This window comes from Streptomyces sp. NPDC053493, from assembly GCF_044544825.1.
GTDB lineage: Bacteria > Actinomycetota > Actinomycetes > Streptomycetales > Streptomycetaceae > Streptomyces.
Genome location: NZ_JBITXS010000002.1, coordinates 158,900 through 181,558, shown reverse-complemented (window position 1 = coordinate 181,558; position 22,659 = coordinate 158,900). Strand labels below are relative to the sequence as shown.

General features: G+C 72.8%; 17 protein-coding genes and 1 pseudogene. 12 read left to right on the top strand and 6 right to left on the bottom strand.

Annotation, left to right across the window (positions count from 1 at the left end; genetic code table 11):
- The first annotated feature begins 127 nt into the window (after positions 1-127).
- From ACIGO8_RS06480 to ACIGO8_RS06470, 3 genes are all read left to right on the top strand, one after another.
- A complete protein-coding gene (locus ACIGO8_RS06480) occupies positions 128-1,150 on the top strand; it encodes a LacI family DNA-binding transcriptional regulator (protein ID WP_399724790.1) in 1,023 nt (340 codons plus the stop codon).
- A gap of 129 nt (positions 1,151-1,279) precedes the next feature.
- Positions 1,280-1,549, top strand: a complete 270-nt coding sequence (locus ACIGO8_RS06475; RefSeq protein WP_399724787.1) for a hypothetical protein — start codon at positions 1,280-1,282, stop codon at positions 1,547-1,549.
- A gap of 208 nt (positions 1,550-1,757) precedes the next feature.
- Positions 1,758-2,945 (top strand): thiolase family protein, encoded by a 1,188-nt coding sequence (locus ACIGO8_RS06470; RefSeq protein ID WP_399724784.1) that lies wholly within the window; start codon positions 1,758-1,760, stop codon positions 2,943-2,945.
- Positions 2,946-3,029: 84 nt separating this feature from the next.
- On the opposite strand, the gene trxA is transcribed toward ACIGO8_RS06470, so the two are convergent.
- Positions 3,030-3,404 (bottom strand): thioredoxin, encoded by a 375-nt coding sequence (gene trxA / locus ACIGO8_RS06465; protein ID WP_399724781.1) that lies wholly within the window; start codon positions 3,402-3,404, stop codon positions 3,030-3,032.
- Between the two features lie 113 nt (positions 3,405-3,517).
- Here trxA and ACIGO8_RS06460 point away from each other — a divergent pair, with 113 nt between their 5' ends.
- Both ACIGO8_RS06460 and ACIGO8_RS06455 read left to right on the top strand, forming a co-directional pair.
- Positions 3,518-4,993: a dihydrolipoyl dehydrogenase family protein gene (locus ACIGO8_RS06460; RefSeq protein WP_399724778.1), complete on the top strand. Its 1,476-nt coding sequence runs from the start codon at positions 3,518-3,520 to the stop codon at positions 4,991-4,993.
- Positions 4,990-5,835: a 3'-5' exonuclease gene (locus ACIGO8_RS06455; protein WP_399724775.1), complete on the top strand. Its 846-nt coding sequence runs from the start codon at positions 4,990-4,992 to the stop codon at positions 5,833-5,835. Before ACIGO8_RS06460 ends, ACIGO8_RS06455 begins: the two co-directional genes overlap by 4 nt.
- 9 nt (positions 5,836-5,844) lie before the next feature.
- Here the strand turns inward: ACIGO8_RS06455 and ACIGO8_RS06450 are convergent, their stop codons facing one another.
- Positions 5,845-6,402 (bottom strand): TetR/AcrR family transcriptional regulator, encoded by a 558-nt coding sequence (locus ACIGO8_RS06450; protein WP_399726758.1) that lies wholly within the window; start codon positions 6,400-6,402, stop codon positions 5,845-5,847.
- A gap of 211 nt (positions 6,403-6,613) precedes the next feature.
- Between ACIGO8_RS06450 and ACIGO8_RS06445 the strand changes: the two genes are divergently transcribed.
- The 4 genes from ACIGO8_RS06445 to ACIGO8_RS06430 all read left to right on the top strand — a co-directional run bounded on the left by ACIGO8_RS06445 (position 6,614) and on the right by ACIGO8_RS06430 (position 14,414).
- Complete coding sequence (locus ACIGO8_RS06445; RefSeq protein WP_399724773.1) at positions 6,614-8,077, top strand: purine-cytosine permease family protein; 1,464 nt, start codon at positions 6,614-6,616, stop codon at positions 8,075-8,077.
- Positions 8,078-8,184: 107 nt separating this feature from the next.
- Positions 8,185-9,837 carry an amidohydrolase gene (locus ACIGO8_RS06440; RefSeq protein WP_399724770.1) on the top strand — a complete coding sequence of 551 codons (1,653 nt, stop codon included), beginning with the start codon at positions 8,185-8,187 and terminating at the stop codon, positions 9,835-9,837.
- Positions 9,838-9,913: 76 nt separating this feature from the next.
- Positions 9,914-10,447, top strand: a complete 534-nt coding sequence (locus ACIGO8_RS06435) for a cupin domain-containing protein (RefSeq protein ID WP_399724768.1) — start codon at positions 9,914-9,916, stop codon at positions 10,445-10,447.
- 193 nt (positions 10,448-10,640) lie between these two features.
- The gene (locus tag ACIGO8_RS06430) at positions 10,641-14,414 is read left to right on the top strand and encodes a choice-of-anchor D domain-containing protein (protein ID WP_399724765.1); all 3,774 of its coding nucleotides are present in this window, start codon (positions 10,641-10,643) and stop codon (positions 14,412-14,414) included.
- Between the two features lie 144 nt (positions 14,415-14,558).
- On the opposite strand, the gene ACIGO8_RS06425 is transcribed toward ACIGO8_RS06430, so the two are convergent.
- The 3 genes from ACIGO8_RS06425 to ACIGO8_RS06415 form a co-directional block, all read right to left on the bottom strand.
- On the bottom strand, positions 14,559-15,206 hold the full coding sequence (locus tag ACIGO8_RS06425) for a DUF305 domain-containing protein (RefSeq protein WP_399724762.1): 648 nt from the start codon (positions 15,204-15,206) through the stop codon (positions 14,559-14,561).
- 99 nt (positions 15,207-15,305) lie between these two features.
- Positions 15,306-15,743 carry a hypothetical protein gene (locus tag ACIGO8_RS06420; protein WP_399724759.1) on the bottom strand — a complete coding sequence of 146 codons (438 nt, stop codon included), beginning with the start codon at positions 15,741-15,743 and terminating at the stop codon, positions 15,306-15,308.
- A 219-nt stretch (positions 15,744-15,962) separates the two neighbouring features.
- Positions 15,963-16,310, bottom strand: coding sequence for a tetratricopeptide repeat protein (locus ACIGO8_RS06415; protein WP_399724756.1), 348 nt, complete (start codon positions 16,308-16,310; stop codon positions 15,963-15,965).
- 129 nt (positions 16,311-16,439) lie between these two features.
- On the opposite strand from ACIGO8_RS06415, the gene ACIGO8_RS06410 reads away from it, so the two are divergent.
- From ACIGO8_RS06410 to ACIGO8_RS06400, 3 genes and pseudogenes are all read left to right on the top strand, one after another.
- Positions 16,440-17,405, top strand: a complete 966-nt coding sequence (locus ACIGO8_RS06410; protein ID WP_399724754.1) for a pirin family protein — start codon at positions 16,440-16,442, stop codon at positions 17,403-17,405.
- 405 nt (positions 17,406-17,810) lie between these two features.
- Positions 17,811-19,052 carry a hypothetical protein gene (locus ACIGO8_RS06405; protein WP_399724752.1) on the top strand — a complete coding sequence of 414 codons (1,242 nt, stop codon included), beginning with the start codon at positions 17,811-17,813 and terminating at the stop codon, positions 19,050-19,052.
- Positions 19,053-19,576: 524 nt separating this feature from the next.
- Positions 19,577-19,735, top strand: a pseudogene (locus ACIGO8_RS06400) (pirin); the annotation flags it as partial.
- A gap of 143 nt (positions 19,736-19,878) precedes the next feature.
- Here the strand turns inward: ACIGO8_RS06400 and ACIGO8_RS06395 are convergent.
- A complete protein-coding gene (locus ACIGO8_RS06395; protein WP_399724749.1) occupies positions 19,879-22,434 on the bottom strand; it encodes a GH32 C-terminal domain-containing protein in 2,556 nt (851 codons plus the stop codon).
- Positions 22,435-22,659 lie beyond the last annotated feature (225 nt).

Genomic DNA, 22,659 nt, shown 5'->3' with positions numbered 1-22,659 from the left:
CGGAAGGATGACAGGGTGATGAAGGAGTGGTGACACGTGTCAGTGACGCGTGTAAACCTTGTGTAGCACTCGAATCCGGCCATCCGCCAGACCTCGCGCCGGATCGTTCTGGAAAGATGCCGGATCGATGAGCCAGTCACCCAAGCAGTCCGCCGGACGCTCCGTTCCCACCAGCGCCGACGTGGCCCGCCTCGCGGGCGTCTCCCGGGCCACCGTGAGCTACGTCCTCAACAACACCGCCGCCGTGCGGATCAGCGAGCCCACCCGCCGCAAGGTCCGCGAGGCCGCCGAGGAGCTCGGTTACGTGCCGCACGCGGCGGCCCGCAGCCTGCGCGCCGGACACAGCCGGATGGTCCTGCTCCCCACCGCCCACGTGCCGATCGGCCCGCTCTACAGCCGCTTCTTCAACGAGCTCCAGTGGGCGCTGCGGCGGCTCGACTACACGGTGGTGCAGTACGGCAGCGTCGGCCTCGACGCGGACGAGGCGGCCCGCGCCTGGGCCGAACTGAGGCCGGTCGCCGTGGTCTCGCTCGGGCAGGTGGAGCTCACGCCCTCCGGCGTCGAACTGCTCAAGCGCTCCGGCGCCAAGGCCGTCATCACCGTCGGTCCGCAGCAGGTGACCGGCGCCCACGCCCTCGTCATCGACCAGACCCGGGTCGGCCGGGTGGCGGGCTCCCACCTCGTCGAGCGCGGCTGCCGGAAGGTCGGTGTCGTGACGCCCGAGGAGCCCGGACTCGAGATGTTCTCCGCGCCGCGCCTGGAGGGCGTGCGCGCGGCGGTCGAGGCGGCCGGCGCCGAGGTCGTACCGCTGCCTCTGCGCTACGAGGAGGAGCCGGCCGCCGAGCTCGCCGCGCGCTGGCGCGCACTCGGCCTCGACGGCGTCTTCGCCTACAACGACGAGTACGCCATGCTCCTCATGCGCGCCCTCCAGGACGCCGGCATCGACGTGCCGGGCGAGACGGCCGTGGTCGGCTCGGACGACCTGGTCCTCGGGCGGCTGCTGCGCCCGCGGCTGAGCACGGTGCACATCGACATGGTCATCGGCCGCGAGCTGGCCGAACTCGTCGACCGGGTCGTGCGCGACCCGGAGTCGGCACCGGCCCGGCGCGAACTGCTCGAGTCGCGGATCGTGCACCGCGAGTCGAGCTGACGCCCGACGCTCGAGGAGGCCCGGGGCGGAGCCCCGGCCGCGAGTCCGGGCAGGGTGGGGGCTCGGTGCCGGATCCGGCCGGGCGGCGGCCGGGACGCGGCCGGGTCGAGGTCGGCTTAGCGTCGGTGCATGAGCACTCACCCGAAGCGTTTCGAGATCCTGCTGGTGCCCGCGCACGTGGAGGACCGGGGCGGCGCCTCCGTGGACGACAGCGCCGTCCGCTCGGCGGTCGTGGAGGTCACCGGCCGCACCGGTGAGACCGGCTATCCGATCTACGAAGGGCACGGCCTGGTCGCCGACATCGATCCCGAGACCGGGACGGTGGAGGCCCTGCTCGTCGACGGCCGGGAACTCGACTACGGCCTGACGGCGCTGACCAGGAGTCCGCGGACGGCCTGAGGCGGTCGGGCAGCGCGCCGGGCGCCGCCGGGTGCGGCTGGAGGGCTCCGGACGGCTCCGGGAGGCTCAGGACGGCGTTGACAGGAGCCGAGGACGCGGCGGAGACTCGGCCGCGCGGGGATGAACATAACTTCACCAGGCGAACAGCCGAAGCGGTGTCCTTCCCGTATCCGTTGCCCGTACGCGAAGGTCATGTGGGAGAGAACCGATGAGCAACCGCGACGTCTACATCGTCGACGCCGTCCGCACCCCGATCGGCAAGTTCGGCGGCGCGCTCTCCTCGGTCCGGCCCGACGACCTCGCCGCCCATGTCGTGCGCGCCCTCGTCGACCGGACCCCGGACCTCGACCCGGCCCGGGTCGACGACGTCTACTTCGGCGACGCCAACGGCGCGGGCGAGGACAACCGCGACGTGGCCCGCATGGCCGTGCTCCTGGCCGGGCTGCCGACCTCCGTGCCCGGCGTGACCGTCAACCGGCTGTGCGGCTCGGGCATGGAGGCCGTCATCCAGGCCGCCCGCGCCATCGCCCTCGGCGACGCGTCGGTGGCGATCGCCGGCGGCGTCGAGTCGATGTCCCGCGCGCCCTGGGTGCTGCAGAAGCCGGAGCGCGCCTTCCCGGCCGGGCACCAGCAGATGTACTCCACCACGCTCGGCTGGCGCATGACCAACCCGCGGATGCCGGCCGAGTGGACGGTCGCCCTCGGCGAGGGCGCCGAGCAGGTCGCCGACAAGCACGCCATCGGCCGCGAGCAGCAGGACGCCTTCGCGCTCGCGAGCCACCGCAAGGCGGCCGAGGCCTGGGCCAAGGGTCTGTACGACGGCGAGGTCGTCCCGTACCCGGGCGTCGAGCTCGTACGGGACGAGTGCATCCGCGACAGCACCTCGCCCGAGGCGCTCGCCAAGCTCAAGCCCTCCTTCCGGACCGACGGAGGCACCGTCACGGCCGGAAACGCCTCGCCGCTCAACGACGGCGCCGCGGCCCTGCTGCTCGTCGACGAGGAGGGGCTGCGCGAGACCGGCCGCGAGCCGCTGGCCCGCATCCGCGCCTCGGCGGTCACCGGCATCGAGCCGCAGCTCTTCGGGCTCGGCCCGGTCGAGGCCGTGCGGCGCGCCCTGGACAAGGCCGGCCGGGACTTCGCCGACCTGACCACCTTCGAGCTGAACGAGGCCTTCGCCGCGCAGGCCCTCGGCTGCCTCGCCGAATGGCCGGAACTCGACCCCGCGGTGGTCAACCCGCGCGGTGGCGCCATCGCCATCGGTCATCCGCTCGGCGCCTCGGGCGCCCGGATCACCGGCGCGGTCGCCCACCAGCTCGCGGCGGCGGGCTCGGGCACCGGTCTCGCCGCGCTGTGCATCGGCGTGGGGCAGGGCCTCGCGCTGGTCCTGGAGCGCTGAGGGTCCCGCGGACGACGGCCCCGGAGCGGCCCGAGCGCGCGAAGGGCGACCCGGACACCTGCCGGGCCGCCCTCTACGCGGCGGTCACTGCTCCTGCTGGGCCTGCGCCTCGGTGATGGACTTGCGGACCTCGTCCATGTCCAGCTTGCGCGCCTGACCGATGACGTCCTCCAGGGCGGCCTCGGGCAGGGCGCCGGGCTGCGCGAAGATCGCGACCTTGTCGCGGACGATCATGAGGGTCGGGATCGAGCGGATCTCGAACGCCGCCGCCAGCTCCTGCTGCGCCTCGGTGTCCACCTTGGCGAAGACCAGGTCCTCGTGACGCTCGGACGCCGCCTCGTAGACCGGACCGAACTGACGGCACGGACCGCACCAGGAAGCCCAGAAGTCGATCAGAACGAAGTCGTTCTCACTCACGATCTGGTCGAAGTTGTCCTTGGTGAGCTCTACGGTGCTCATGCTTCCTACCTTCCGTCTCCTGGCGGTCGCCCCACGGTCCCCCTGGGGACTCGTCCGGCACAACGGCCTGTCGAGCCGCGCTATTCCGCGTGCGCGCCCGCAGACTGGAACCCATGACACAGACGGCGGAACACGAGCGGACGCACGGACACGAGCACACCTATGACGTGGTGGTCCTGGGCGCGGGACCGGTGGGCGAGAACGTGGTGGACCGGGTCCGGGCGGCCGGCCTCACCACGGCGGTGGTGGAGGCCGAACTGGTCGGCGGCGAGTGCTCGTACTGGGCCTGCATGCCCAGCAAGTCGCTGCTGCGCCCGGCGATCGCCCGCGCCGAGGCACGCAGGGTGCCGGGCCTGCGCGCGCATGTCTACGGACCGCTCGACGCCCAGGAGGTGCTCGCCCACCGGGACCGGGTCGTCGGCGACTGGAAGGACGACGGCCAGGTGGAGTGGGTCGAGTCCACCGGCGCCGAGCTCTACCGCGGACACGGCCGGCTGGCCGGGCCCCGGCGGGTCGTCGTGCGGAGCCCCGAGGGCGAGCGCCACGTCCTGACCGCCCGGCACGCGGTCGCCGTCTGCACCGGCAGCCGCGCCGTCCTGCCCGACCTGCCGGGACTGCCCGGCGCCCGGCCGTGGACCAGCCGCGAGGCGACGAGTTCCAGCCGGGTGCCCGAGCGTCTGGTCGTGGTGGGCGGGGGAGTGGTCGGGACGGAGATGGCGACGGCCTGGCAGGCCCTCGGTTCGCAGGTCACGATGCTCGTACGGGGCAAGGGCCTGCTGCCGCGGATGGAGCCTTTCGCGGGCGAGCACGTCGCCGCCGCCCTCACGGAGCGCGGCGCGGTCGTCCGTACCGGCGTCGACGTCTCCGCGGTGGTGCGGGACGGCGGCACCGGCCCGGTGACGGTGGTCCTGGAGGGCGGGGACCACGTGGAGGGCGACGAGGTCCTCTTCGCCACCGGCCGGCGGCCGCGCACCGAGGACATCGGGCTCGAGACGATCGGTCTGGAGCCCGGCTCGTGGCTCTCCGTGGACGACAGCCTGCGGGTCGACGGGCACGACTGGCTCTACGCGGTCGGAGACGTCAACCACCGGGCCCTGCTGACCCATCAGGGCAAGTACCAGGCGCGGATCGCGGGCGCCGCGATCGCCGCGCGCGCCGACGGCGCCGGTGACCTCGGCACGGATCCCTGGGGCCCGCACAGCGCCACCGCCGACCACGCCGCCGTGCCGCAGGTCGTCTTCACCGACCCGGAGGCGGCGTCCGTCGGGCTCACGCTGGAGGCCGCCGAGGCCGCCGGCCACCGGGTGCGTGCCGTCGACCTCGACCTGACGTCGGTGGCGGGCGCCGGACTGTACGGGCAGGGATACCGCGGCCACGCGCGGATGGTCGTCGACCTCGAACGGGAGACCGTCCTCGGCGTCACGTTCGTCGGGCCGGGCATCGGCGAACTCCTCCACTCGGCGACCGTCGCCGTCGCCGGCGAGGTGCCGGTCTCCCGTCTCTGGCACGCCGTGCCCTCCTACCCGACCCTCAGCGAGGCGTGGCTGCGGCTCCTGGAGGCGTACCGGGACGGGGCCGGCTCCTCGTGAGCCCAGGGGAGCGCGCCAACGACTACGACGCCACCTGCGCCGCCTGCGGCCGCCCGGTGCCGGCGGGCACCGGGCTGCTGCGGCACGGCCCCAAGGCGTGGGAGGTGTACCACCCGGACCACGCTCCGCCTCCCGGCCCGCCACCGCCGGGCGACCATCCCGGCTGGCACCGCCGCCCGCTGCTGTCCCTGGACATCGCCACCACCGGCAACCGCCCGGCGGTGGACCGCGTCCGGGCCGCGGCGCTGCGGGGCAGCGACGGCACGGCCCGCGACTGGATCCTGGATCCTGGATCCGATATCCAATATTCGAATACGGGATCCGATGCCGGGCCCGGCAGCAGCGGCGCTGCCCCCGTCCTCGACGAGATCGCCGCCCTCGTGACGGCCCATCTCGCGGCAGGCGAACTCCTCGTCGTCTGGTTCGCGCCGTACGTCCTGACGACCCTGCACGCGGAGCTCGTCCGCCACGGCCTCGCGCCGCTCACCGAGCGGCTGCCGGCCGGCGTCGCCCCGGTCTGCGACCCGCTCGTCCTGGACCGGCACGCCGACCGCTACCGCCCCGGCAGCCGCTCCCTGCGCGCCGTCGCCGAGTGGTACGGCGTCCCGCACCTCCGCCCCGGCGACCCGGCCTCGGACGCCGAGGCGGCCCTGCTGCTCGCCCAGGCCCTCGGCGCGACCCATCCGTCCCTCGCGAAACTCTCCCGTCCGATGCTCCACACCGACCAGATCCTCTGGCACGCCGAACAGACGGCCCGTCATCCCGGGTCCCTGGACTGGCCGTTCACGCCGGCGGACCCGCTGCCCTGGGAGCCGCCGCCCTCCGGCCGAGCCTCCGGCTGAGCCCGCGGCTCAGGCGCGGGGCACGAGCAGTGACGCCGCCGAGCGGGCCGTGTCCAGGGCCGTGCCCGCGGCGCGGTCCGAGGAGGCGGCGAGCACCACGCGGGTGCTCAGGCCGTCGAGGAGGGCGAGGAGTTCGGAGGCGCGGGCGGAAACGTCCAGAGGCGCGAACTGCCTGCGGGCCACGCCCTTGGCGAGGAGCGTCTCCAGGTCCTCCTGCCAGGCGCGGTCGAGCTCCTGCTGCGCGGCGCGCAGTTCGTCGTTGCCCGGGATGCGGGCCCACAGCTCGATCCAGAGGGTCCAGCGCGGGTCGCGCGGCCCGCGCGGCAGGTAGAGCTCCAGGAACAGGTCGAGCCGGCGGGGTGCGGTGAGACGGCGGGCCAGCAGCTGCCGCCGCTCCTCGGCCAGGGCCGCCTCGCTCCAGCGCAGGGCGGCGAGGAGCAGCAGGTCCTTGCTGCCGAAGTGGTAGAGGATGTGGCCGCCGCTCGTCCCGAGCCGCTCGGCGAGCGCCGACATGGTGAGCGCGGCGAGACCGTCCTCGGCGATCGCGGCCATGGCCTCCTCCAGCATCCGCTCCCGCGTGACGCTCCCGTCCCGCCGCCGCCCCGTCGCCCGCGCCGCCCCTGCCACCGCTGCCGTCCTCGTCTCGACCGTTCCCACGACGTCGACCCTAACCGGAGTTTCCCCGGGTCTTGACGTGGCCGGATCCCAACCCTCATCTTGAATGCCATTCAAGAACTTAGAACGTCGTTCAAGAAGCGGCGTCGGTGAGGGGAGCGTCATGGGCACAGCCGGCAGAACCGACACGGCGGGCACGGAGGGCGCGCGGGACCCGGCGGGTCCGGCGGGCGCAGCGGGCCCAGCGGGCCGCGACGAGGTCTTCCAGGTCGAGGGCCACGGCATCGACCCGATCCCCGACGCCGAACGCCACGGCGGCGCCAAGGACCTCTTCTGGCTCTGGTTCGGCTCGAACCTCACCTTCACCTACGTCATCAACGGCGCCCTCGCCGTCTCCTTCGGCCTCGCCTTCTGGCAGGCCACCCTCGTCGTCGTGCTCGGCGGGCTCTCCTTCTTCGTCATCAGCGCCGCCGGCCTCAGCGGCGTCCGCACCGGCACCGCCACCCTCGTCATCTCCCGCGCCGCCTTCGGCGTCCGCGGCAACTGGCCCGCCGGCCTGCTCAACTGGGTCGTCAGCATCGGCTACACCATCGTCAACACCGTGGTCGGCACACTCGCCCTCGAAGCCTTCCTCGCCGACCTCGGCTGGAGCGGCGGCCGGATCCCGCGCGCCCTCGCGCTCGCCGTCACCCTCGCCCTGACCTTCGCCGTCGCCCTCTGGGGCCACGCCACCGTCCAGTGGGCCGAGCGCTGGATGGCCTACGTCCTCGCCGTCGGCTTCGCCGCCCTGCTCGTCTTCGTCCTGCCCGGCACCGACACCGCCGCCCCGGCCGCCGCCGCGCCCGGCCCCTCCGGCTGGAGCCTGGCCCTCGTCGTCATGCTCGCCGGCCCGTTCTCGTACGTCCCGATGCCCGCCGACTACACCCGCTACCTGCCCCGCACCACCTCCCTCAAGGCGCTGACCTGGAGCGGCGGCCTCGGCGGCCTGGTCTCCTCCGTGGCCCTCGGCATCGCGGGCGTCGCCGCCGCGACCCAGGCCGACATGACCGACGCCGTCGCCGGCACCGAAGGCCTGCTGCCCGGCTGGTTCCAGCCGCTGTTCCTGGCGCTCGTGCTCGGCGGCTCCGTCACCAACTCGATCATCACGCTCTACTCCTCCAGCCTCAACCTCCAGGTCCTCGGCATCCCGTGGAGCCGCGTCCGCGCCATCCTCATCAGCGCCGCCGTCACCGCGGCCGGCTCCCTCGGCGCGCTGTTCCTCGCCGACTTCACCACCTCACTGCTGTCCTTCCTCTCCCTCCTGATCATCGTGTTCGCCCCGTGGGGCGGCGTCTTCCTCGCCGACATGGTGCTGCGCCGCTGCACCTACGACTCCGCCGCACTGCACGCGGGCGCGGACGGCGCCTACTGGTACCGGGCCGGCTGGCACCCGGCCGGCCTCGTCGCCCTCCTCGCCGGAATGCTCTTCGCCGCGCTCACCTGCGACTCCGAACTCTGGACCGGACCGCTGGTGGCCCCGCTCGGCGGCGCCGACCTGTCCCTGCTCGGCGCGGTCGTCTCCGCCGCCGTCCACGTCCTGCTCGCCCGCCGCACCACGCGGCCGCTCCCGCCCGTCCCGTCGGACTGACGGCCGCGCCGCCCGTACGGCCCCGCTCCGGCCGCCCGGCCGCCCGCGCCATCCCGTACCCGTACCCGCACCCGTATCCCTCTTCGTACCGCAGGAGAAAGACCCGCATGAACCGCCCCGCCCCGGCCGACCTCGTCCTCACCCGCGCCCGCGTGCACACCGTCGATCCCGCCCGTCCCGAGGCCGAGGCGCTCGCCGTACGCGACGGCCGGATCGTCTGGGTCGGCGACGCCGCCGGGGCCGAGGCCTGGACCGGGCCCGTCACCCGCGTCCTGGACGCCGGCGGACGGCTGGTGCTGCCCGGCTTCGTCGACGCCCACAACCACGTGCGGCTCGGCTCGGACGACGCCTGCGTCCAGCTCGCCGGAGCCCGCGACCTCGACGAGATCCACGCCCGCATCCGCGCCTGGCGCGCCGCCCACCCCGACGCGCCCTGGATCGAGGCCGAGGCCTTCGACTACTCCGCGATCCCCGGCGGCCGGATGCCCACCGCCGCCGACCTCGACCCCGTCACCGGCGACACGCCCGCCCTCGTCCTCAGCTACGACGTCCACACCGCCTGGCTCAACACCGCCGCCCTGCGCCGCCTCGACGTCCGCGCCGACCGCACGGACCTGCCCTTCGGCACCGCCGTCACCGACCCCGCCACCGGCGAACCCACCGGATTCGTCAAGGACTTCGCCGTCAAGGGCCTCTCCCGCGACGGTCACCGCGCCCTGCGGGACCTCGGCGTGCCCTGGGCCTCGGCCGACCGGCAGTACGGGCGCCTCGCCAAGAGCCTGGACGACGCCGTCCGCTACGGCATCACCACCGTCGTCGAACCCCAGAACTCCCTCGACGACCTCGCCCTCTTCCAGCGCGCCCGCGCCGAGGGCCGGCTCCGCTCCCGGATCGTCGCCGCGCTCTTCCACCCGCGGGGCACGACCGAGGCCGAGCTCGACGAGTTCGCGGCGGCGGCCGTCTCCTTCGCCGACGACCGGCTGCGCGTGGGACCGCTCAAGCTGTACATCGACGACGTCGTCGAACCGCGCACCGCCGCCCTCCTCGAACCGTACGCGGGCTGCGGCCACCACCGCGGCGACACCTTCTACCCGCCCGAGGAGTTCGCCGAACTGCTCACCCGGCTCGACGCCCGCGGCTTCCAGTGCTTCGTGCACGCCACCGGCGACCGCGGCATCCGCACCGTCCTCGACGCCGTCGAGCGGGCCCGCGCCGTCAACGGACCGCGCGACGCCCGGCACCAGATCGTGCACGTCGAATGCCTCGACCCCGCCGACACCCCGCGCTTCGCCGCACTCGGCGTCACCGCCTGCATGCAGCCCCGGCACGCCGCGCCCGACATCGCGGGCCCCGGCCAGGACTGGGCCGAGAACATCGGCCCCGAGCGCTGGCACAAGGCCTGGCCGCTGCGCAGCCTGCACCGCGCCGGCGCCCTGCTCGCCCTCTCCAGCGACTGGAACGTGGCCGAGATGGACCCGATGATCGGCATCCACGCCGCGGTCGCCCGGCGCGCGCCCGGCGGCGGCGAGGCCTGGACCCCGGAGGAGACCCTCGACGTCACCACCGCCGTCGAGGGCTACACCATGGGCTCGGCCCGCGCCAACTTCCTGGAGCACGACCGCGGTTCACTCACCGTCGGCAAGCTCGCCGACCTCGTCGTCCTCTCCCGCGACATCCTGGCCGTCGACCCCGACGACATCCCCGGCACCGTCGCCGAGACCGTCGTGGTGGGCGGCGAGGTCGTCCACACCGTCGCCTAAGACGTACGCACCGGCCGGCGGCGGCGGAGCGAAACGGAATGGTGGGCTCGGTTTCCATGATCGTAAGGTCTGCGCCATGACCGAACGGACGAACGACCGGCCCACCGCCGCGGCTGCCCCGGGCGCACCCTTCGCGCCCGTCCTCACCCGCCACGCCGAGGCCGAGACCTGCGCCGACCCGAGCAGCGTCATGACGCTGCTCGCCGACTCCGACCAGACCGCCGGCGGCTTCACCAGCTACCGCTCCACCTTCGCCAAGGGAGCCGTCGGCGCGCCCGCGCACTTCCACACCAAGGCGACCGAGCTCTTCTTCGTCATCAGCGGCTCCCTCCAGGTCCTCGTCGGCGAGGAGATCACCGTCCTCGAGGCCGGTGACTTCCTCGCCGTACCACCGCACACGCCGCACGCCTTCGCCGCCGCTCCCGGCTGCGAGGCCGACGTGCTCTTCGTCTTCACGCCCGGCATGGGCCGCTTCGACTACCTGCGCCTGCTCGGCCGGGTGATGCGCGGCGAGGCCGACTTCAAGAAGATCGCCGACACGGCCGAGCAGTTCGACAACCACTACGTCGACAGCCCCGTCTGGCGGGCGGCCCTGGAAGCCGCCAGGTGACCGGCGCCGTCAACCCCGCCCGCGTCCGCCACCTCGTCTGAGCCCCCGTCCAGGGGTTCCCCAACGCCCGACCAGGTGAAGCACGCCGTTTCGGTGACGCGGACCCGCCGGGTAGCCGCAGGCTCGCTCCACCATGGCCTCGGCGGGGCGTTGCCATTCTCCGCCCCCGTGCGCGAACCCAAGGGTGGAGCAGATGACCGGCAGTCGCAGGGCGCTCGTCGGAGCGCTGACGATGTGTCTGATCCTCGGGGCGGGCGGCGCGTTGCCGCCCGCCACGGCCGCCGCGCCCGCCATTCCCACCCCGACACCCACCTCCGTCTCCCCGCCCCGGGACGGACGGGCCGCGGCGGCCGCCGCCGACCAGACCACCCTCTCCCACGACGACCTGCGCACCGGCTGGGACCGGAACGAACCCGGCCTCGCACCGGACCAGGTCTCCAGCTCCGACTTCGGCCAGCAGTTCTCCACGACCGTCGACGGCCAGGTCTACGCCCAGCCCCTCGTCGTCGGCGGCACCCTCGTCGTCGCCACCGAGAACAACAAGGTGTACGGGATCAACGCCGCCTCCGGCGCCGTCAACTGGACCAGGAACCTGGGCGCCCCCTGGCCCGCCTCCGCCATCAGCTGCGGCGACCTCGTCCCTAACATCGGCGTCACCGGCACGCCCGTCTACGACCCCGCGAGCCAGGCCCTCTACCTGACCTCCAAGGTCAACGACGGCCCCGACACCCAGCACCCCAGCTGGTACGTGCACGCCATCGACCCGGCCACCGGCGCCGAACGCACCGGCTGGCCCGTCAAGGTGGCCGGCGCCCCGACGAACGACCCGGGCCGCTCCTTCAACCCGTACACCGCCGCCCAGCGCCCCGGCCTGCTCCTGATGGGCGGCTCCGTCTACGCCGCCTTCGCCTCCCACTGCGACCGCGGCCCCTACGTCGGCTACGTCCTCGGCGTCTCCACCACCACCCGCAAGACGACCCTGTGGGCCACCGAGAACTCCTCCGCCAACGGCATGGCCGGCATCTGGATGAGCGGCGGCGGACTCGTCTCCGACGGCCCCGGCCGGATCTTCGCCAGCACCGGCAACGGCCTCGCACCCGCGCCCGGTCCCGGCACCATGCCGCCCGGCCAGCTGTCCGAATCGGTCGTCCGGCTCGGCGTCAACAGCGACGGCACCATGTCCGCCCAGGACTTCTTCAGCCCCACCGACGCCAACCAGCTCGACCTCAACGACACCGACCTCGGCTCCGGCGGCCCCGTCGCCCTGCCCGCCCCGCCCTTCGGCACCAGCGACCACCCACGGCTGCTCGTCCAGATCGGCAAGGACGGCCGGCTTTTCCTCCTCGACCGCGACGACCTCGGCGGACGCGGCCAGGGCCCCGGCGGCACCGACAAGGTCGTCGGCACCTTCGGGCCGTACGAGGGAGTGTGGGGCCACCCGGCCGTGTACGGCGGCCAGGGCGGCTACCTCTACACCATCGGCACCGGCGGGCCCCTGCGCGCCTTCGCCTACGGCCTCACCGGCGACGGCAAGCCCGCCTTCACCAACACCGGCCGGAGCACCGGCACGTTCGGCTACACCTCCGGCTCGCCCGTGATCACCTCCACCGGCACCAACGCCGGCTCCGCGCTCGTCTGGTCGGTCTACTCCGACGGCGCCAGCGGCGCCAACGGCCAGCTGCGCGCCTACGACGCGATCCCGACCGGCGGCACCCTCAAGCTGCGCTGGTCCGCGCCGATCGGCACCGCCGCCAAGTTCTCCGTGCCCGCCACCGACGGCGGACGCGTCTACGTCGGCACCCGCGACGGCCACGTCCTCGCCTTCGGCCGCCCCGCCAACACCGCCCTCCTCAGCAGCCCCGTCGACTTCGGCAAGGTCGCCGTCGGCTCCACCGGCACGACGACGGTCACCGTCACCGCCACCCGGGACGTCACCGTCAACGCCGTCACCCTTCCGGCCGGCGGCGCCTTCGCCGCGAACCCGGCCGGCCTTCCGCGCACCCTGCGCACCGGCGAGACCTACTCCGTGCCCGTCTCCTTCTCGCCCGCCGCACCCGGACCGGACTCCACCGCCCTCACCTTCGCCACCGACCTCGGCGGGAGCGCCGTCGGCCTGAGCGGCTACGGCACCCGGCCCGGCCTGGTCGCCGCGCCCGCCCAGCTCGACTTCGGCACCGTGCCGACCGGCACCGCCAAGTCCCTCGGCGTCACCTTCACCAACACCGGCACCGAGCCCGAGACCGTCTCGGGCGCCACCGCGCCCGGCGCCCCGTTCAGCAGCGCCGGACTGCCCGCCGCCGGCATCGTCGTCCAGCCCCAGCAGTCGGTCTCCGTCCAGGTCCGTTACGCGCCCACGGCCGCCGGCGACCACACCGCAGGCCTCTCCGTCACCGGGCAGAACGGCACCGCCACCGTCGGCCTCACGGGCACCGCCGTCACCGGCCGGGCCCAGCTGACCGTCACCCCGACCTCCACCGACTTCGGCTCCGTCAAGGTCGGCCAGTCCGTCACCAAGACCTTCGACATCAGCAACACCGGCAACATCCCGCTCACCATCACCAAGGCCAAGGCGCCGGCGGCGCCGTTCTCCGTCACCAACCCGCTCAGCGAAGGCCAGGTCATCGGCCCCGAGGACGTCGTCCACCAGGCCGTCACCTTCTCGCCCACCGCGCTCGGCGCGGTCAGCGCCGCCTACGAGCTCACCGCCGACGACGGCCGCGGCCCGCAGAACGAGACGCTCACCGGCACCGGCGTCCCCGGCACCGGAGTCACCGTCCCGGGCCCCGACGCCGGCGGCTGGAAACTCAACGGCAACGCCCAGGTCTCCGGCACCGACCTCCAGCTCACCCAGGCCACCGCCGGACAGCGCGGCACCGCCGTCTGGCCGGTCCCCGTCCTCACCGACGGCCTCAGGGCCACCTTCACCACCGTCATCGGCGGCGGCACCGGCGCCGACGGACTCTCCTTCGCCCTCCTCGACCCGGCCAGGACGACCCCGAGCGCCCTCGGCACCGGAGGCGGCGGCCTCGGCTACGCCGGCCTGCCCGGTGTGGCCGTCACCTTCGACACCTACGACAACGGCGCCGCCGACCCCTCGGCCAACTTCGTCGGCATCGCCACCGGCGGCACCGACAGCGCCCTCACCTACGCCTCCACCACCACCGCCGTGCCCAACCTGCGCTCCGGCAGCCACACCGTGACCGTCGCCGTCACCGGCAGCACCCTGACCGTCTCCGTCGACGGCGCCCAGCGGCTGAGCACGAGCGTCGCCGCGCTCCCGCCCACCGCCTTCCTCGCCTTCACCGGCGCCACCGGAGGCCTCACCGACATCCACGCCGTACGCAACGCGAGCTTCACCGCCACCTCGTACGCGGTGGCGCCGCCCGGCCCCAACGGCTGGACGTACAACGGCAGCGCCGTCCTGTCCGGCACCAGCCTCCAGCTGACCCCGCTCCAGACCGGGCAGCGCGGCTCCGCCGTCCAGGCCACCGCCGTCCCCTCCGCCCGCCTGAGGGCCCGCTTCACCGCCACCATCGGCGGGGGCACCGGTGCCGACGGACTCGCCCTGCTGTTCCTGGACGCGAGCAGGGCCACGCCCACGGCGCTCTCCGCCTACGGCGGCGGCAGCCTCGGCTTCGCCGGCCTGCCGGGCGTCGCCGTCACCCTCGACACCTACGACAACGGCGCCCACGACCCGTCGGCGAACTTCGTCGCGGTGGCCACCGGCGGCAGCGGCACGACCCTCACCTACGTGGCCACCGCGGCCAACGTGCCCAACCTGCGCAGCGGAAGCCACACCGTCGACGCCGTCGTCACCGCCACCGGACGGCTCCAGGTCTCCGTCGACGGGACCCGCGTCATCGACGTCGCCGTCGCCCTCCCGCAGAACGTCCTCGTCGGCTTCAGCGGCGCGACCGGCGGACTGACGGACCGCCACACGGTGACGGGCGTGCGGATCGGCTACTGACCGCCGCCGGCGGCCCCGCGCGCACGGCGCGGGGCCGCCGGGTTCTCCGGCTCCGTCAGGTTCGTGGGGTCCGCAGGGTCCGCGGGGTCCGCGGGGGGGTCCGCCGGGGGGTCCGCAGGACCCCGCGGACGGCGGACCGGGCGGTCAGAGGCGGTCGAGGATCCTGCGCAGCTGGGCGATCTCGGCGGCCTGCGTCCGCACCACGTCGTCGGCGACCTTCCGCGCGGCCGGGTCGCTGCCGTCCTTCTGCTCGGTCCTCGCCATCTCCACCGCGCCCTCGTGGTGCGCGATCATCAGCTCGGCGAACTTCCGGTCGAAGGCCTTGCCCTTGACCGCCGCCAGCTCCTTCATGTCCTGCTCGGACATCATCCCGGCCATGCCGTGACCGCCGTGGCCGCCGTGACCCGCGGCGGACTCCGGCCGGCCCCAGGCCTTGAGCCAGGACCTCATCGTGCGGATCTCGGGGTCCTGGGCCCGCTCGATCGCGCCGACGAGCTTCTTGACCTCCGGGTCCTCGGCGCGGCCGTCGGCGAGCTGCGCCATCTCCAGGGCCTGCTCGTGGTGCGGGATCATCATCTGCGCGAACATCACGTCCGCGTCGTTGAAGGGCGCCGCGGAAGCGGTCGCCGAAGCCGTGACGGAGGGCTTTCCGGCGCCCGCGGCGCCGCCCTCGGTGCCCGGTCCGGCGGAGCCGGACGAGCCGCCGCAGGCGGTCAGCAGTAGGGCCGCCGCGGTGACGGTGACTCCGGTCAGGGCGAGCGTGCGGGTGGTGCGGTGGGTGTTCGTGCGCATGGGTGTCACACCTCGTGTGTGCTGTCGTTCTCGGATCGGTCGTACGCGTGGGTGCGGGCGCGCGCGGGCAGCGCGAGGCGCCCGCGGCGGCGGTACGGCCTAGATCCGCAGGATCGACAGCTGGGCGAGGTCGGGAGGCCGGGGCGGCGGGGCGTTCGGGCCCACGGTCCGCAGCAGCCGGGACAGGAGCAGAGCCGTCCCGTCCGGACGGCGGGCGAGGGCGGCCAGGACGAGGCCCGCGATCAGCCACGCCCCGAGCACCGCCACGCAGAGCGAGGCCATGCCCGTCCCCGTACCGGAGTGGTGCGAGGACGACTCGGGCGAGCCGGTCGCGGGCGCGGAGCCGGCGTCGTGGTGGGCCGCCGGCGCCGAGCGGTGCGCGTGCGCCCCGGCCTGGGCGTGCACCCCGGCCTGGGCGTGCGCCCCGGCCTGCGCGTGCGCCCCGGCCTGGGCGTGCGCCCCGCCCGTACCGCCGTCGCCGGAGGAGCCGTCCGGGTGGCCCAGGGTGTGCATCACGAACACGCCGAGCGCGAGCACGACGACCAGCAGCAGGTGCGCCAGGGCACCTCCCGGTCGTGTGCGGCCGTGCCGCCTCCGTCGTCGCGCTCGTTCCGTGTGCAGGGCTCCCGACCTCCTCACGGCCGACCTTACCGAATACCCCTCACCGGTATGCCATCGGGAGGGCGCGCCGCCACGCGACCGGCGTACACCCGCCGGCCTCCGGTCCTGCCGCGTGCGACGCCACGCCGTGACGTGCTACGGAGCCGTCTCACCCGTCATGGCGGCGGCCAGCCGCAGATGGGGCGCGGCCTCCTCCGTCCGCCCCTGCCGCTCCAGGGTGCGGCCGAGCATCAGCCGGGCGTAGTGCTCGACCGGGTCGCGCTCCAGGACGGCCCGCAGCTCCTCCTCGGCGCGGCCGAGCTGCGCCGAGTGGTAGTACGCCCGGGCGAGCAGCAGCCGCTGGGCCGTCTGCTCCGGGTGCTCGGCGACCAGGCCCCGCAGGATGCGGGCGGCCGTCAGGTACTCCTTGGCCTCGAAGAACAGCTGCGCGCGGCCCCACCGGTCGGCGGCCGTGCCGAACTCGTAGTACGTCTCGTCGCTCACCGCTGGCTCGCTCTCCTTCGAGGTGGATCGTCTCGGTGCCTGCAACACAGGAACATCGTTGAACATTCCACTAACATTCCTGTGTGGGGGCACTCCGTACGGCACCCCGAGAGGAATAGGTTGAGCGCCATGAGCAATCTTGATCGCCAGGCCGCCGTTCAGGTCTGCGGCGGCCGGGGCTTCGTCGTCGCCGAACCGGTACGGGAACTCCTCAGCCCCCGTCACGTCCAGCTCGGCGAGTCGACCGAGGTACGCCGTCTGCTGCCCAACCTCGGCCGCCGCATGGTCGGGGCGTGGGCCTTCGTCGACCACTACGGGCCGGACGACATCGCCGACGAGCCCGGCATGCAGGTCCCGCCCCACCCGCACATGGGCCTGCAGACCGTCAGCTGGCTGCACCAGGGCGAGGTGCTGCACCGGGACTCCACCGGCAGCCTCCAGACCATCCGCCCGCGCGAACTGGGCCTGATGACCTCGGGGCGGGCGATCTCCCACTCCGAGGAGAGCCCCAGGTCCCACGCCCGCTATCTGCACGGCGCCCAGCTCTGGGTCGCCCTGCCGGACGCCCACCGGCACGTCGAACCCCACTTCCAGCACCACGCCGACCTCCCGCACGTCACGGCGCCGGGCCTGACCGCCACGGTCATCCTCGGCTCCCTCGACGGCGCGACCTCGCCGGGCACCGCGTACACACCCATCGTCGGCGCCGACCTCGCCCTGGCCGCCGGCACCGAGACCCGCCTGCCGCTGGACCCCGACTTCGAGTACGCGGTCCTCGCGATGTCCGGCGAGGCCCACGTCGACGACGTCCCGGTCCTCCCCGGCTCCATGCTCTACCTCGGCTGCGGCCGCACCGAACTCCCGCTCCGCGCCTCCTCCGACGCCGGCCTGATGCTCCTGGGCGGCGAGCCGTTCGAGGAGGAGATCGTCATGTGGTGGAACTTCGTGGGCCGCACGGACGAGGAGATCCGCAAGGCGCGGGACGACTGGATGGCCTCCGACCGCTTCGGCGAGGTCAAGGGCTACGACGGCGACCGGCTGGACGCCCCCGAGGTCCCGCCGACCCAGCTGAAGGCCCGGGGACGCGTGCGCTGACCTGGGGTTTCGCTTCTGCGTCGATTCAAGGTCGAGGGCTGCTTGGCTCCGCCGGGGCTGTCGTCGCGACTGCGGGAGGGCACGTATCGCAGCCCCTTCCGCAGTCGTGCAGTCAGTGGGTGCACTTCCAGAGTGTGCTCGGGTGCGAGCCAGTCTGGTCAGCTGAATGCTGACCTTTTGCTGACTTTACTGACGGTTCATCAGGTGCCCTGGCGGTGTAGCGCTGGGAGTGGCGGCACGCCGGCTGCGGTCGCGAAAAGCAGGTTGCACACGAACGTCTTGAGCGTCGCCGACGAGCGCCTGCGGGACTAGGGACGGGTTGATCAGCCCATAATTGGAGTCAGTGCCGAGCGACCCGGCGCACCGCACCCGCCTCGGGTGCACTCACCGCGATCGGAGAGCACCGTGAAGAACAGGGCGTTGTGGCGAGTAGTTGACAACCACAATGGTAGCCAGTCCATCGTCAGCACGCCCTCCGAGGCGGTCGCGTTCGTCAATAGCCGGTTCGACACCGATGACGACGACGAGCCGTTCAGCATCACCGAGGTCGGTCCTCTCCTTCCGAAGCCGCTCGGGGTCATCACCGCATGGGCCGCCGAGAAGGACGGCGAGCGAACCGACGGGCGTACTGCCCCGATCACCATCAGGCCGGTTGTGACGGACAACGCCGGTGAGTGCGATGACGTCGTGCTCTGGGGCGACGTGTACGTCTCCTGGGACCACGACATGTACACCGTCGAGGGGCCGGACGGCTCCGAGTACAGCGAGGCTTACAGTGCAGCCGAGTTGAGCGCGATCCTCGACGAGTACGCCGGCGACTACGAGTACGCGCCTGAAGGGCCCGACAGCCACAGGTGGCCGAAACCGGAAGAGTTGATCACCAACGGCGCCCAGGAGTGTGCCAAGCGCTTCGGGCACCTCGACGAAGACGCCCTGTTGTGGCTCGCTGCCACCCGCATCACGCTCGCCGTGTGGCGCAACACACCCGTCGAGAACTGGCATGCCGGGAAGAGTCCGCTGCACGACGGCACGATGATGCGGATCAACACGGCAACCACCCGACTCGTGCGCTCGATGCTGTCGTTCGACCATGTCGACTGGATCGGTCTCGGTCTCGCGATCGTCAACCCGTCCCGGGTTCTACCGACCGGGCAGTCCGTGCTCGAGCTCGGGCTGGCCTGCCACAACCCTGACGACCCGGCGCACGAGGTTGATCCGCGCGAAGAACTCGCGGAGATGGCACAGGACGCGATCGCTTGGGGGCGAACGTACCGCCTTCGCGAGAAGGAGTTCGGCCTGCGAACCCTGATCGAATTCTTCTGCGCGTTCGACAACGGCTGGTTCGGAGCACCGAGTTGGGGGCGTATCGTCGATCGGTTCCTTACGGCTGTCGACGACCGGGAGAATGCGCACTGGCGCATGCACCGGGACGAGCCTTGGTTCGACGAGTGGTTCACCAACCGGCCGCCCGACATTGCGGACACCACGGAATTTCGTCGGCTGCTCCTTGCCGGGCCTGACCTGCTTTCCGAGGAGGCCGCCGAATGGTGCGTGGATGGTGCCATCGGCTACGTCTGCCAGGACGACCACGCGAACGACTGCTGGCGGTGCGGTATCCCGCTGGCAACGGAGTCCCCAAACGAGTGAACGTGGGCAGCCTCCCTCGGCGAGCGCTACGTTCGCGTACGCGTGAGGGGTCCACGCCGGACCTGAGGCAAGGTCACCCGGATGAGCCTCCTCGGAACTTTGCGAGAGCACTGACTCGGCTGGCCGAGCCCGCCCCCGAAGGTCGCGAGACGCCGCCGCTTCCGGTGACCCTGGCGGAGAGCAGGTGATCGTGCCGTTCACCTCGAAGTTCAAGAGCGAACCGGTCGACTGTTCGGCAGGCGGCTCGCTCGAACTGGACACCTCGATCGTCGTCGGCGTCGACGACGCGGTGCACGATCGATGTCCTCGGGGCCATGGGGACCTGGCGTTGGACGAGCGCAGTCGCAGACGCGTGTGGTCCCCAGCTCCGTAGAGGCCGTCAGGCGCTGATAGGAAACCCGGCCGGCTCTCGCCCTGTGTAGCGCCGCGATGGTCGGAAGTGGGAACGATGCTGACCTTTTGCTGACCTCGGCCGCGTCGATGTGGCTTCACCTGCAGAGACGCCGTAATGAGGTGTGTTGTGGTGGAACTTCGTGGGCCGCACGGACGAGGAGATCCGCAAGGCGCGGGACGACTGGATGACGTCCGACCGCTTCGGCGAGGTCAAGGGCTACGACGGCGCCCGCCTGGACGCCCCCGAGGTCCCGCCGACCCAGCTGAAGGCCCGGGGACGCGTGCGCTGACCTGGGGTTTCCTCGCCGTGGCTGAGGGCGGGCGCCACCGGGAGGGGCTCGTATCGCCTCCCGGTGACGCACCGGCCGGTGCGGGGTCCTGCCACGGCGGGCGCTCCCCGCACCGGACGTGGTCGCTCGCCCGCCGGGTGTGGTCAGTCCCGGTACGACTCCATCTGCCGGACCGTGGCGCTGTCCAGACGGGCGGAGCCGCCTTCGGCGAAGAGCCGGATGCCCTCGCTGTCCGGGCCGGGGAAGGTCTGGTCCGTGATGACGGCTTCGCCGTCGCCGCCGAAGACCTCGACGGAGGACCAGTCGACCAGTATGCGCAGCTCGACCTTGCCGTTCCGGGTGGTCAGCGGTGCGCGCTGGACGCCGGGGAAGTCGTCGTGGAAGTCCACTGCGCCCGACCGGGTGCGGTCGACGTACAGCTCCTGGGTCTCGGTGTCGTAGCCGATGACCGTCTTCTGTCCCCCGCCCGTGCGGACCGTGAACCCGAACCGCTCGGCGTCACCGGGGGAGAACGTGGCCCGGATGTCGAGCGCCTTGCCGTCGGCCCGGCCCGCCGCCAGCGGTACGGATCCCTCCGCGACCCTGATGCCGCGCACGCCGACCGAGGGGCCGTGGAGCGACTCCACGCCGGCGACGGGTCGCTGCGTGAGCCGGAGCCGGCCGTTCACGGTGCGCAGCGCCATCTCGCGGGGGATGCTCTGCGCGCTGCGCCAGGGAGACGTCGGAACGTCCTGGCCGTACTGCCAGTTGTTCATCCAGCCGATCATGCGGCGCCTGCCGTCCGGGGCGTCCTCCCAGGACACGGCCGCGTAGTAGTCCTTGCCGTGGTCGATCCAGGACGCCCGCCGGACGCTCGGGATCGCCGGCTGGTCGGCGGCGACGAAGTGGTCGGCCAGGACGTGGCCCCAGCCGCCCCGGTTCATGTCGACGATCTGGACGACGGCCTGCTTGCCCTGATGGGCGCGCAGGTCGAAGGACGCCCAGTCCAGGCTGCCGCTGTTCCCGCCGGTCTCGCTCTGGACGACCTCGCCGTCGACGAGGAGGTTGACCGCCGTCTCGGTGGAGCGGGGCCGCGCCGGGGTGTCGGACAGCATCACCTGGTCGAGCAGGATGTGTCCCCAGCCGCCGGTGTTCCGGTCGACGACTTCGATGTGCGCGGTCTTGCCCGCGAGGTCGCCGACGTCCCAGGAGGCCCAGTTGAGCTCCTCCGAGTCGGCGCCGGTGGCGCTGCGCACGGTCGTGCCGTCGACGACGAGCCGGACCGCGGTGGGCGCGTCGGAGCCGGAGGGGTGACGGCCGCCGCCGACGAGGAAGTTGATGTGCTTCGCGGTGAGGGTGAACTCGGGCGAGGTGAGGGTGCCCGTGGTCGCGTCGCCGTCGAGGAAGCTGTTCACCAGGCCGCCGCCGTCGTGGCCGCTGACCGGGTTCTGTCCGGGCAGCGTTCCGTGTGCGGGGCCGTTGCCGAAGGCGGTGCCGGTGGCGGTCCAGGAGCCGTAGCCGTCCTGCTCGAAGTCGGCGAGCACCTGTCCCGCGGGCGCGGGGGAGTCGCCCGTCACCGAGCCGGGGACGTGCGGGTGGCGGCCGCCGGCCACCTTGAAGTTGAGGTAGGGGGTCTCGACGGTGAAGGGCGGTGAGGTGAGGGTGCCGGTCTCGGCGTCGGAGTCGTGGAAGCTGTCGACGAGTCCCTTGCCCTCGAAGCCGCTGGTGCCCGAGGTGCCGGGCTTCGGCGCCGGGACCGGCCCGTCGCCGAAGGCCGTACCGGTCGTCCGCCACGCGCCGTAGTCGGTTCCCTCGAAGTCCTGTGTCACCACTCCGGGCGGTGGCGTGTAGGAGCCGTCGTCGTCGGCCGTGAAGCGCCTGCCGTCGAAGTCGCCCACGAAGTACTGGGCGGCCGAACCACCGGCGATCCCACCGGGGTTGATGTTGACGACGAGCACCCACTTGACGCGCTGGGGGTCGCCGTCGACGGGCAGCGGGAACAGGTCCGGGCACTCCCAGACGCCGCCGACCGCGTTCCGCGGGCCGAAGTCGCTCAGATGCGTCCAGCTCTTGAGGTCCTTGGAGGAGTAGAACCGGACCTTGTGCTCGGCGGACAGCGACACCGTCATCAGCCAGCTCCTGGTGGGCGCGTACCACTGGACCTTGGGGTCGCGGAATTCCGTCGACCCGATGTCGAGGACCGGGTTCCCGGCGTACTTGGTCCAGGTGCGGCCGCGGTCGGTGCTGTAGGCCAGGGACTGGGCCTGCTTGCCGCCGTTCTTGAAGTGGCTGGTGTAGACGGCCACCATCGCGGGGTTCTCCTTGGTCCCGAACCCCGTGGTGTTGTCGTGGTCGACGACGGCGCTGCCGGAGAAGACCATCTCCTCGGCGTCGTGCGGGAGGGCGAGGTCAAGCTCCTTCCAGTGCACCAGATCCCTGCTGACGGCGTGGCCCCAGGACATGTCGCCCCAGGTGTTCCCGTTCGGGTTGTACTGGTAGAAGAGGTGGTACTCGCCCTGGAACCAGACCAGTCCGTTGGGGTCGTTCATCCAGTTCTTCGCGGGGCTGAAGTGGAACTGGGGACGGTACGTCTCCGTGTACGGCCGGCCGGCGTCCGCCGCCGCCTGCGGGGCGACGGAGGTGACGGCGAGCGCGCAGGTCGCGGCCGCGGCGGCGAGGAGGCGCAACGGGACACGACGGCGGGCGGGGGCTCGGCTCATGGTTTCTCCTGCACGGGGGCGGCGGCGTCGTGGCCGCGTCCGCTGGGCTGGTACGACGCCTGGGGATTCACGGTGCCGGGCGGTGGGGGCGACCCGGAGAGACGGAATGTCAACGATGACATGTGACAGCGATGACATCCGCTGGGGAGAGATGATGTGCGGGCCCCGGGCGGCGCGTCAATGCCCCGGACCGACTTCGCCGATCCGGCCGTTCCGCCGCCGGTT